The sequence below is a fragment of the Zunongwangia pacifica genome, assembly GCF_023499215.1.
In the GTDB taxonomy this organism is placed as follows: domain Bacteria; phylum Bacteroidota; class Bacteroidia; order Flavobacteriales; family Flavobacteriaceae; genus Zunongwangia; species Zunongwangia pacifica.
In genome coordinates this window covers 66,858-78,193 of sequence record NZ_JAKHSK010000022.1, presented here as the reverse complement: position 1 = coordinate 78,193, position 11,336 = coordinate 66,858, and the positions used below count along the sequence as shown (strand labels likewise).

Genomic DNA, 11,336 nt, shown 5'->3' with positions numbered 1-11,336 from the left:
CCAGCATCTCGAACAGCCTTATAAGACCAATGACAAAGCACGGTTTTTTTGCTTTCCCTTCTTCTATTGAAATCTAATCATTATTTCTCTTAAATCTACATGCAACAAACATAGGATGACACTTGTCTCTAATTTAAGATTTTGTCTTGATTCCTGAATATTTCAGCTTAGAAAATAGACTTTTTTTAAACATTTTTAACCTTAAGTACTTAAAATATTGAGCAAACCTCACAGGTTTCGAAAACCTGTGAGGTTTAGTTGTATACTTTCTAAAGATGAGACGAATGTCATTATTTCGAGCATCCTTCGCTGTCAGAAATTTGATGCGAGACCGAAGGTAGGAATACCATTCAAAATTCAAATTTAAGATTTTGTCCTGATTCCCGATTCTTGTTTCTATAATCTCTAGTCTATTTTCCATATTCTAACAGCAATGTTTAAAACCAAAATTCCATCTTTACCTAACCGGTCTTAAAAATGCTTTCTTATTTTTGTTTTTCTAAAAAGATGAACCGGCAATGAAAAAATTTAAGGTTGAAGTTAAATGGGGAGTCACATTTGTGATCGCGCAACTTATCTGGATCGCTTTCGAAAAAGTAATGGGTTGGCATGATGAAAATATCGATGTACAGGGAGTTTATTCATTATTTTTTGCGGTAATCGCTTTTTTAATCTATTACGCAGCCTTAAAAGAAAAACGTGATAAATACTTCCAAAATGAGAAATTTGGATGGCAGCAGGGCTTTATTAGCGGTGTAATTCTTACCGGTGTAATAACGATTCTTACACCTCTTATTCAATATTTCGCAGTAACGGTTATAAGTCCCGAGTATCTTCAAAATATGATCGCTCTTTCTGAAAAAAAGGGAATGACTCCAGAAAATGCTGAAATGATGCATAGCATTAAAATGTATATTTTTATGCAGATTTTTAATGCACTAGCCATGGGAATCGTAACCGGCGCAATCGTAGCGCTAATCACTAAAAAGACTAAGCATAACTCTTAGATTACTACTCACTTTTACTCAAATTATAAGTAAGCCCTATAAAGAATGCACCATCATAAACTCGATCATACTTTATTTCTTTCAAATCGGAATTCCGAAATTCATAGTATCGATTCTCATTATTATAAGATAAGTTTGAGGTATTTAGTTTCTGCTTTTTTACCCAAGAATATCCGGTAGTAATTGCCAATCTATTATTTCCAAAAAATAAAGTTGAAATTCCTGTATAAAAACCTAAATCACCCTCCGTAGTTAAACTAAGACCTGGCGATATGCCAATAGCCATTCCACCAAACCAACTTCTATTATACACATGCATTAGTCCTCCTAAAGCATGTGTGAAATTATTATCATTTCCTTCTAAAGCTATTGCGTTACCACTATTATCTACTGACAATTCGTAATTTTCATCACCGACAAAGCTAAATAGATATCCAGTACTAAAATCTATAGAGGGCTGCTTAGTTTTAATTTCTAAATCCTCTATTTTACGTAAAACATCTCCTTTTTTATTTTTCAATTCAAATTTTAAAGTTTTGCCATTTTTTCCTATAATAACGGGATCTGTATAAACCTTAAAATTGTTATCTTTAATTTTTTCTGCTAAAAGTCCAAAATTACGAGTAGTTTTTATAATATCAACAATAGCAGAGTCGCTTAAAATACTTTTTGCTTTATTGTCCAATTCATTATATAATTTTTCAAATTTCTTTTTCTCCTGAATTTCAAATTTAAATTTAGTAGAGGCAACTTTTGTTCCTTTAGCATCCTTCAATTCTAATTTTAATTCTTTTTCATTTATTTTATAATCTTTATTAATAGCTTCATAATAGACTTTAAATTTTGAAAAAGCAGTATTAAGTTCAGAGATTTTTTTAGCGGTATAATTATTTATATATTTTATATAATCCTTATTATCTCCAAAATATTCACACAGCATGCTTTTTAAATTTTCTTTTGCTTTTTCAGAATCCAAAATCGGTCGATCTACTAGTTTAGAAAGACTACTTTGAAGCACCATAAATTTTTGAAGTTCGGTATAACCAATATTAAAATTGGTATAAGACTCAATTAATTTTTCATCAAAATTAATAGTTGTACTATCGGTTAATTCAGCCTCAGAAATTGTTTGGAATTGAGTTCCATTTTCCTTAGTATTTGTTTCTACATCATCTTGTCCATTTTCAGTAGTGCTCTTATCAATCACAAAGTAATCGGGAACAGTAGAATATCGAAGTACTAGATCTTCATTGTCAATCCCCAAATGTCCTAAAGAATCCAAAAAAACATTACTTATTTCAATTACAACCGGAGTGCCTTTTTTTACATATTCAGGATAATTCAAATCTCCATTGAAGGCATCAAATTCAATCTTTTTCTGTTTAATTTCAGAAATAGAATTACAAGCTTCAAAAATAAATAACAATAGAAAACTAAAAAGAAAAAGGTTCAATCGTTTCATGGTGAATTGTTTTGAGATAAAAGTAAAACACCAAAACAAAACATAAAATACCCATTATCAGGTATTTAAAAAATCATATCTTCAGCAACAGATTAGGATCGGGGCAATTCTCCAAATAAAAATCCAGATCTTTTTTAGAAGCTACGCCGGGATAATCTCCTTCACTTCCCTGAAGGTTTTTTATAACCTGAAAATGTAAATGTGGAGCGTAATCTCCGTTTTCTTCCGCAGTGCCAAGTTCGGCTATTTTTTCCTGCGCTTTAATCGGCTGCCCTACTTCAATATCTTCTAATGATTTTCTGCTTAAATGCCCATAAAGGGAATAGAATACCTCATCTTCAAACGTATGTTTCAGAATAATTGTAGGGCCATAATCCCCAAAATTACTATTATCCCGAAAGCTATGGATCTCTCCGTCTAAAACAGCAAGCACATCAGTTCCTTCCGCAGTCCAGATATCCAGACCAATATGGATATTTCGGTTTAAAAATTCATCTACATTTTTATTGAAAAGCTGGCTGCGTTCATAAAGTTTTCGCACTTCATTATATCCACCAAAAGCTACTTTTTTACCGGTAACTTTAAGATTATGATCTATAAATACAGAGAAGGCTTCAGAAGAAAGTTGTTCTAATTTTAAAAGTTCCGGGTTATTTGCAGACAGGTCGATGGCAATAAAATCTTCCTGTTTTAAATTTCCTCCCACAACTGGAGTAAAACCAGCAGTTAACCCGGAAATATATTCAGCGAAACTAGCTTTCATAGATTGCATTTTCGCCAAAAGTAATCTATGCGTTCTAATTTAGCAAAACATCACTAAATCTTGCTGAAATGCTTATTTGCGCATCAGCATTCGAACTTTTGGAATATCCTTTTAAAATTTCGTTATCGTAAGATGAAGTTTTATCTACTTTTAAACTTTCTGGATAATTAACTTCACTTTGCGTACCGTTATAATTAAACTTAAAGGCTGATTGTGGCAACTTCAGCTTAAGATCACTATTCTCTAAGCTTATATCAAGATTCTTAAAACTGCCACCTAAATTTTTAATCCCTAAATTCCCAAAAGTACCCGATAAAATCGCTGTTTCGCTTAATCGGTCTATATTCACATCGCTACTATTAGAGATCAATTTTATACTTCTGGCTACGTTAATATCACAACTTGGCACATAAGAGGCATTCAACACCCCATAATCCCAATTTGCTATTGCCACCGGAGTATAAGAAACCTTTACATGCGTATTCTTACCCGTAATTTTATTCGCTTTAAAATTGGCATGAGCCAGCTCGGCCACTAAATTATCAGCATGATCTAATGCTATTTCACCATATCGCACATTAAGCATGATTTTAGCATTTCTGGGCGCTTTTATTTTAATTGTTCTTTGTGCTTTGCTGCCTTCGTTATTTCGACTCAACATAATCACATTTGGCGCTTTTTGACCAGCTTCTTGTTTAGCTGCCATTTTCTCTTCAAAATTCTTTCCCCAGGCTTCCATTTTTTTTCCAAAGGATTCTCCCCATTTTTCCATACTGGCTCCAAAAGAGTTTCCCCATTCTTCCATACTTTTCTCAAATTCAGCACTATTCCCTTCTACATTTTTTTCAAAATTTGCCGCCCATTTCTCCATTTTCTTTTCAAAGTCTTTTCCAAACTTTTTATCCACCTGCTTTTCATAGCGCTCTAAATAAGCATCTCCTTCTTCACGATAAGCCTCATAATCGAAATTTAAATCTCCCATATTTTCAAAGAGGTCTGGCGGTAACGGGTTTTCAGATATATTTTGTAATAAAGGGGCTACTAAATTATCCATTATTGGCCCCATAATTTCTGGTAATTGCGCCAGGGCATCATTAAGTTCAGGCTCACTAATATCCATATTCCAATTCACGTTCATATCAGATTTTGATGAAATCTGCACCTTATTTTTAGAGCCATTGGTACTAAGCTTCCAGCTATCCATCAATTTCGTAGCCTCATTTTTTGAGACGTCACCATTTATAAAGGCTTCGATAGCTACCGTGTTTTTATCCCAATTTTCTATGATGATATTCGTGTTTTTGGCATCCACATCAACAATAACATCATTGTTTACAGTATAACAGCGCTGCATCATATCCTGAGCTGAAGCACTAAATGTACATCCCAAAAGGAAGAGTAAAATATAATTAAGCTTGTGCATTTTCATAACTGTTGTCTTTTGATCCTTTAATTTCTTTTAGCTTTTGTTTTAGTTTGAACAACAACTCTAATCTAAGCTGTAAGTTAGCGACCATGGCTTCGATGGTTTGTTCATTAGGTCCTAACTCATTTAATTCGTTATTTAATCTTTTGTATTCTTTATCCAGCTCTGCCAATTGTTTCATAAATGAATCGATGAGCTCCTTATTTTCTTTGTTAATACTCAGTTTTGCCAATTCCATATTAAGGCTCGCCATATAATAATCTTCAATCTTTTTATATTGTGGCGACACATCACTTAGCTGAAATTGTTTTGGCGCTGCCATATTATCTTCTTTCTCTTCTACAGGTTTTTCTTCGGAAGTTTCTACAACCTGAGGTCCACTAGGATCTACTGAAATTCCTGAATTAAAGTATAAAAATCCACCTGCTCCCAGTGCGACCACAAGGATCGCAGCAATCTGCAAGAACCATTTGCTTTTCGATTTTTTCTTTTCAGGAAAAGCTTTATTTAACCGATCTTCAAATCTTGCCTGATGTCCTTCTGGCATTTTAAACTTTAGGCTTTCTTTATCCTCCTGCAGCATTTTTCTTATATCCTGTCCCATATCTCAATTCTTTTTATGTGTGGTTTTCTGCTTTCTAAAAAAGTGTCCCCGCACTTATAATGTTGTTTTTCTATTCATCTCTCCTGAATCTGCTTCAAGATTCCTGATTTTTTCTTGCAATTTTTTCTTTCCGCGGTGTACCAGCGTCCTGGAAGCCACCTGACTAATATTCAAAATTTCTGAAATCTCTTCATGATCATATCCTTCTACTAAAAAAAGCATTAAAGGATATCGATACTTTTCTGGAAGCTCGCTAATCGCCCGCTTTATGTCTTCAACAGTAATTCCGTCGTTAACATTCCAGTCCTCTTCCTCATCGACGATTCCAAGAACCTGCTCGTTCATCGCCACCTGCTCCAGCTTTTTTGCTTTAAGCTTATCCAGACATTTGTTTATAACGATTCTTTTAAGCCAGGCGCCAAAAGTCACCTCTCCGGTAAATTGATGCAGTTTTGCAAAAGCTTTGATAAAAGCTTCCTGCATCGCGTCTTCAGCCTCCTGGGTATCGTTCATAAACCGTAATGCCACGTAATACATACCTTCACAGTATTTATTGTAAAGCTTAAGCTGTGCTTTGCGGCTATTGTTCTTACAATCTTCTATTAACTGATGTTGTAACAAAATGGTTTTTTGATTGGTTGTTGTTCACTTTAAAGACGAATCAAAATTCGCCATGTTGCAAAAAGTATATTTTTTTTGAATAAAAATGTAGAAATCTAATTATATCCTTATTTTAATGCTTTAAAATCTGCATGCTTTTTGCTTACTATAGATCAAATATAATGTTATGAATAATAGCCTGAAGTTACTACTTAAAATTTTAGGGATCAGCCTTTTGGTAATTGCCGTTATATTTTTTGTAGTTCGCTATAATACTAAAGCATATAGTCCAGAAGATACCGTATCTTACACCAATAGTGATCTTACGCTAGACGTTTTTTACAATCGCCCATATAAAAAAGGTAGGGAGATTTTTGGGAATTTAGTCCCCTACGATTCTATTTGGCGTACGGGTGCTAACGAAGCTACTACCTTTAAAACCAATAAAGATATTATGGTAGATGGTAGTTTCTTGGAAAAAGGAAAATATACGCTATGGACAGTTCCAAAAAAGGAAAGCTGGGAAATTGTCTTTAATAAAAAAATGTATCCCTGGGGAATCGATTTAGACGGAAAGGTGTATCGCGATCCAGAGTTTGACGCACTGGTTGTTGAAGTTCCCTCTAATCATCTACAGGAAACAATAGAACAATTTACCATACATTTTGAGCAGGCCAACGATTTTGTATTTATGATCTTGGCCTGGGATCATACCAGTGTAGCGATACCTATAAGAATAAAAGAGACTCCTACTATAGAAGCCCCTTCTAATAATTAAGCTAATTTTTATCGAATCTTAGTCTTCGTCGATAAGAAGATTTAAGGTGACGTCGATATTGTCTCTGGTCGCTCTAGAATAAGGGCAAACTTCGTGAGCTTCGTTAATTAGATCCTCACCAGTTTCCACATCGATATCTGGGATGTAAATATCCAAAACTGCAGAAAGATCTAAATCTTTATCTTCATTTTGTCCCAAATCGATCGTTACTGTAACACTATAATCCCCAAGATCAACATTTGCGTTTTTGGCAACCATTTCTAAAGCGCTACCAAAACATGCAGAGTATCCTGCCGCAAAAAGTTGCTCTGGATTGGTATAATCTCCACCTTCACCACCAAGGCTTTTAGGCATTGAAAGTTGTAGGTCTAATATCCCATCATCGCTAATAGTTCTGCCTTTTCTACCACCTTCAGTGGTTACCTTAGCTGAATACAAAGTTTTCATTTTTTCGAATTTTTATATTATTCCTTTTCAATATACCATTCCCAAAATTCGCATTCAAAAAATGTATTCATAAATTTGTCATAAATAAGTGCACCTTGAAAAAGCCTTCCCATAAATCTGCCCTGTCCCAAAGTAATAGCATTCCTGCCTCAGCAAATGTTAGTAGCACTTCTGCGGAAAGAATTAAATCCCTACGGAAGAAAAAACAAGATCATACGGCAATTCTCAACAATCTCCTTCAGGGTAACCAGACAGCGCTGGGAAAAGCCATCACTCTGGTTGAAAGTAATAATACACAACACCAGCAGCAGGCTTCAGCAATTATTGAAGGTGCTATAGCTTCTTCAGGAAAATCAATTAGAATTGGTATTACCGGCGTTCCTGGCGTAGGAAAAAGCACCTTTATTGAAGCATTCGGTACTTATTTACTTGGTTTAGGGAAAAAAGTGGCTGTTCTTGCCGTAGACCCAAGCAGTAGTATCTCTAAAGGCAGCATCCTGGGAGATAAAACGCGAATGGAAAACCTGGTAAAAGAAGAAATGGCATTTATACGTCCCAGCCCTTCTGGAGATTCTTTAGGAGGTGTGGCTCGTAAAACAAGGGAAAGTATCATGCTTTGCGAAGCTGCAGGCTTTGATGTGATTTTAATTGAAACGGTTGGTGTTGGACAAAGTGAAACCACTGTACATAGCATGTGTGATTTCTTTTTATTGCTGAAATTAGCCGGAGCCGGCGATGAATTACAGGGCATTAAACGCGGAATCATGGAAATGGCAGATGCCATTGTTATCAACAAAGCGGATGGTGAGAATATGAAGGCTGCCAACACTGCAAAATTAGATTTTAAACGAGCTTTACATCTTTATCCTGCAAAAGAAAGCGGTTGGACTCCCCAGGTTTTGCTAAGCAGTGCTTTGTATAACGAAGGCATTCTCGAAATTTGGGATTTAATCGTTTCTTTTGAAAAAAAGACTAAAGAAAATGGCTATTTTAAAGAGAATAGAAAGCAGCAAAGCAAATTTTGGCTCCTACAAAGCATCAATGAGCAACTAAAACAGTCCTTTTATCAAAATCCTGAGATAAAAACAGCTTTAGAAGAACAGCTACAAGCGATTTTCGATAAAAAGACTTCTCCTTTTATCGCTGCTCAATACCTCTTAGAAAAGTATGCTAAATTATAGAAAATTGACGATTTTCACTCCTAATTAAATAATAACAATTAGATAAATACAAATTCAATACATTTGCATCTGATTTTAATTTAATGAATTACGAATTCACTATAATAGCCCCCATCTATAACGAGGAAGAAAACCTAGAACGCCTGGAACAACAGTTATCAACTTATCTAGAAATTGCGGTAAAACCCACCTGTATCTTACTAGTAAATGATGGCTCTTCAGACAATAGTTTATCGATGATCGAAAAAATCTGTGCTCGTAACGAAGCTTTTTATTTTATTTCTTTTGAAAAAAACTGCGGATTGAGTGCCGCTATTAAAGCAGGATTCGATTATGCCGATACACCATTAATTGGATATATCGATTCTGATCTACAAACCGATCCTGAAGATTTTAATCTTTTAATGCAGGATATTGCTGAATATGATCTTGTGACAGGCTGGCGCGCAGATCGTAAAGATTCTTTTGTAAAAAAAATGTCCTCGCTTATTGCCAATGGGATTCGCAAAAGCTTTACGCACGACGGCATGAACGATACCGGTTGCCCTTTAAAAATCATTAAAGCAGATTATGCAAAACGTATCCCAATGTTTAAAGGCTTACATCGGTTTTTACCGGCCATGATTATGCTACAAAACGGCAGTGTAAAACAAGTTCCAGTAAGGCATTATCCAAGAATTGCCGGTAAAGCAAAATTCCATTTATGGAACCGCCTTTTAGGCCCCTTAGTAGATTGTTTTGCTTACCTATGGATGAAGAAAAAATACATCAATTATAACATCGCCAAAAAAGGATGATTCCTTGGTATATATATACTATAGGCTTTGTTGCACAGATTCTTTTTTCTGGAAGACTTTTATTACAGTGGATCCTTTCTGAAAAACATAAAAGGGTTTTAACGCCCAGCCTTTTTTGGAAATTAAGTTTAATTGCCTCTTTTCTGCTCTTTGTGTATGGTGATTTGCAAGACGATTTTTCGATCATGTTTGGGCAGGCGATTACCTATTACATCTATATTCGTAATTTACAGTTGCAGGGAGAATGGGAAAAAATGAAGCGTATTTTTCAGCTTTTCATTTATATCTTTCCGGCTTTTGTGGTGCTGTATAATTATAATAATGGCACACTAGATTTACAACGGTTTTTTAATAATGAAAACATTCCTATCTGGCTGGTATTGCTGGGAACCATTGCTCAGATCGTATTTAATCTTCGATTTCTTTACCAATGGGTCTACTCTGAAAGGAAAAAAGAGAGTATCCTTCCTTTAGGTTTTTGGATTTTAAGTTTAATTGGCGCCAGCATGGTTTTAATTTATGCAATTCTTAGAAAAGATCCAGTTTTATTTACAGGACACATTTTTGGTAGCGTAGTTTACGTAAGAAATATTATCTTAAGCCTAAAGTCTAAAAGACAATTAAATGAAGCCTAAATTTCATAGATATCTACTTGCCCTTGTTGGGGTTTGTATACTTATATTTTTCTTTAACCTGGATGCCATTTATGTAAATATTATGGAAGCTCGAAATTTTGGTTCAGCACGTGAAATGCTGAATCTTGATCACTGGCTTCTAACCACTTTAAATGACATTCCGCGTTACGAAAAACCCCCTTTACCTACCTGGCTAACGGCAATTTCAGCAAAAATATTTGGGATAGAGCATTTATGGGCTTTACGATTGCCCGCAGCTTGCGCAGCCACCCTGCTCGCTGTTTCATTATATAAATTTTCAACCTTAATACATATTACCCGTAAACAGGCATTTATAGGAGCGCTTATCGCAGTTAGCTCATTTTACATTATCTTTTCTGGTAGAAATGGCCAATGGGACATCTTTACGCATTCGTTTATGATGGTAGCTATTTACTTTCTATTCCAGTTTTTTAGGGATGAAAGAAAATTATGGCGTAACGCCATTTTAGCCGGAATCTTCTTTGGTTTCTCTATCCTTAGCAAAGGACCGGTTTCTCTTTATGCGCTGTTTTTACCATTTTTAATTGCTTATGCTATCGTTTATAAATTTCACGATTTTAGGAAAAAATGGGGTGCCTTTCTGGTTTTTCTTATACTTGGATTAGCCGTTGGCCTATGGTGGTTTGTGTATGTAAGATTGGCCGATCCTGTGGCATTTTTAGAAATCACTAAAGACGAAGCAGCAAATTGGGGGAGTTACAACATAAGACCATTTTATTATTACTGGAGCTTCTTTACGCAAAGCGGTATCTGGACCATCCCTTCTTTTGTAGCGCTGCTTTATCCTTATTTAAAAAATAGGGTTAGCAATAAAAAAGCATACAAATTTGCAATTCTCTGGACAATACTTTCAGTGATTCTTTTATCTGTTATTCCTGAAAAAAAATCACGTTACCTTTTGCCGGTTCTTATCCCGATGGCATTAAATACTTCATTTTATATCGAATACTTATTCAGTAATTTTTCTGGATTAAAAATGAAAGAAAAATGGGTGGTTTATTTCAACTTTGGCCTTATTGCCATAATTGGTATTGCCTTCCCTTTTGCAGCATTTTTCTTTCTGGATTTAGACGGAATTTATTATTTATGGTACATCCTTACCTCGGTCGCTCTATTTGGCATTGGTATCGCCATATTTTATTATTTCAGGAAAAACAGGTTTTCTAAAATATTTTACCTTACCGTAGGTTTTATTTGTAGCGTGATCGTTTTTGGATTTCCGCTCATCGATACTTTTATTGACAACCCAAATTATAAGTCTTTTTCTGAGTTAAAAAAGCAAGCCGAAAAACAGCAATTTCGGGTTTATGAATACAATTCTTTTAGTCCCGAGATTATTTGGGATTATGGCAAACCTATTCCCATATTGATTAAAAACGAGAGCCTTTCTTTGCCCAAAGAAGACGAATTTGGGTTGTTATTTAATGTAACCGATACGATTTCTTCCAAAGAATTTTCAGGTTATTCCATTCAAAAAATAGATCAATACGATTTAAATCAGGTAAGTCCTGAAAAATCGGGATATAAAGACCGTTTGATGCGAGATTTTTATATACTGAAGAAGAAAAATTAATTCTCTTTTTTTAATTTCTAC

The 11,336-nt window shown here is 34.9% G+C and carries 12 protein-coding genes; 6 read left to right on the top strand and 6 right to left on the bottom strand.

All coding sequences use genetic code 11. The annotated features are described in order from the left end of the window. The first annotated feature begins 518 nt into the window (after positions 1-518). On the top strand, positions 519-1,007 hold the full coding sequence (locus L1967_RS14795; RefSeq protein WP_249602280.1) for a DUF4199 domain-containing protein: 489 nt from the start codon (positions 519-521) through the stop codon (positions 1,005-1,007). A gap of 4 nt (positions 1,008-1,011) precedes the next feature. On the opposite strand, the gene L1967_RS14790 is transcribed toward L1967_RS14795, so the two are convergent. From L1967_RS14790 to L1967_RS14770, 5 genes are all read right to left on the bottom strand, one after another. Then, complete coding sequence (locus L1967_RS14790; protein ID WP_249602279.1) at positions 1,012-2,469, bottom strand: hypothetical protein; 1,458 nt, start codon at positions 2,467-2,469, stop codon at positions 1,012-1,014. Between the two features lie 73 nt (positions 2,470-2,542). After that, complete coding sequence (locus L1967_RS14785; RefSeq protein ID WP_249602278.1) at positions 2,543-3,241, bottom strand: peptidoglycan DD-metalloendopeptidase family protein; 699 nt, start codon at positions 3,239-3,241, stop codon at positions 2,543-2,545. A 25-nt stretch (positions 3,242-3,266) separates the two neighbouring features. Next, the gene (locus tag L1967_RS14780; protein ID WP_249602277.1) at positions 3,267-4,661 is read right to left on the bottom strand and encodes a DUF4097 family beta strand repeat-containing protein; all 1,395 of its coding nucleotides are present in this window, start codon (positions 4,659-4,661) and stop codon (positions 3,267-3,269) included. After that, on the bottom strand, positions 4,642-5,262 hold the full coding sequence (locus L1967_RS14775) for a flagellar basal body-associated FliL family protein (protein WP_249602276.1): 621 nt from the start codon (positions 5,260-5,262) through the stop codon (positions 4,642-4,644). Before L1967_RS14775 ends, L1967_RS14780 begins: the two co-directional genes overlap by 20 nt. A 54-nt stretch (positions 5,263-5,316) precedes the next feature. Then, positions 5,317-5,883, bottom strand: a complete 567-nt coding sequence (locus tag L1967_RS14770; protein WP_249602275.1) for an RNA polymerase sigma factor — start codon at positions 5,881-5,883, stop codon at positions 5,317-5,319. A 166-nt stretch (positions 5,884-6,049) separates the two neighbouring features. Here L1967_RS14770 and L1967_RS14765 point away from each other — a divergent pair, with 166 nt between their 5' ends. Further along, positions 6,050-6,640 carry a DUF2911 domain-containing protein gene (locus L1967_RS14765; protein WP_249602274.1) on the top strand — a complete coding sequence of 197 codons (591 nt, stop codon included), beginning with the start codon at positions 6,050-6,052 and terminating at the stop codon, positions 6,638-6,640. Positions 6,641-6,658: 18 nt separating this feature from the next. Here L1967_RS14765 and L1967_RS14760 read toward each other — a convergent pair whose 3' ends face one another. After that, complete coding sequence (locus L1967_RS14760) at positions 6,659-7,087, bottom strand: organic hydroperoxide resistance protein (protein ID WP_249602273.1); 429 nt, start codon at positions 7,085-7,087, stop codon at positions 6,659-6,661. 95 nt (positions 7,088-7,182) lie between these two features. On the opposite strand from L1967_RS14760, the gene meaB reads away from it, so the two are divergent. The 4 genes from meaB to L1967_RS14740 all read left to right on the top strand — a co-directional run bounded on the left by meaB (position 7,183) and on the right by L1967_RS14740 (position 11,315). Next, positions 7,183-8,268, top strand: coding sequence for a methylmalonyl Co-A mutase-associated GTPase MeaB (gene meaB, locus L1967_RS14755; RefSeq protein ID WP_249602272.1), 1,086 nt, complete (start codon positions 7,183-7,185; stop codon positions 8,266-8,268). Between the two features lie 83 nt (positions 8,269-8,351). Beyond that, positions 8,352-9,065 (top strand): glycosyltransferase, encoded by a 714-nt coding sequence (locus L1967_RS14750; RefSeq protein ID WP_249602271.1) that lies wholly within the window; start codon positions 8,352-8,354, stop codon positions 9,063-9,065. Next, positions 9,062-9,700: a lipid-A-disaccharide synthase N-terminal domain-containing protein gene (locus L1967_RS14745; protein WP_249602270.1), complete on the top strand. Its 639-nt coding sequence runs from the start codon at positions 9,062-9,064 to the stop codon at positions 9,698-9,700. The genes L1967_RS14750 and L1967_RS14745 overlap by 4 nt, the downstream gene beginning before the upstream one ends. Further along, entirely contained in the window at positions 9,690-11,315 is a 1,626-nt protein-coding gene (locus L1967_RS14740; protein ID WP_249602269.1) for an ArnT family glycosyltransferase, read from the top strand. The genes L1967_RS14745 and L1967_RS14740 overlap by 11 nt, the downstream gene beginning before the upstream one ends. Positions 11,316-11,336 lie beyond the last annotated feature (21 nt).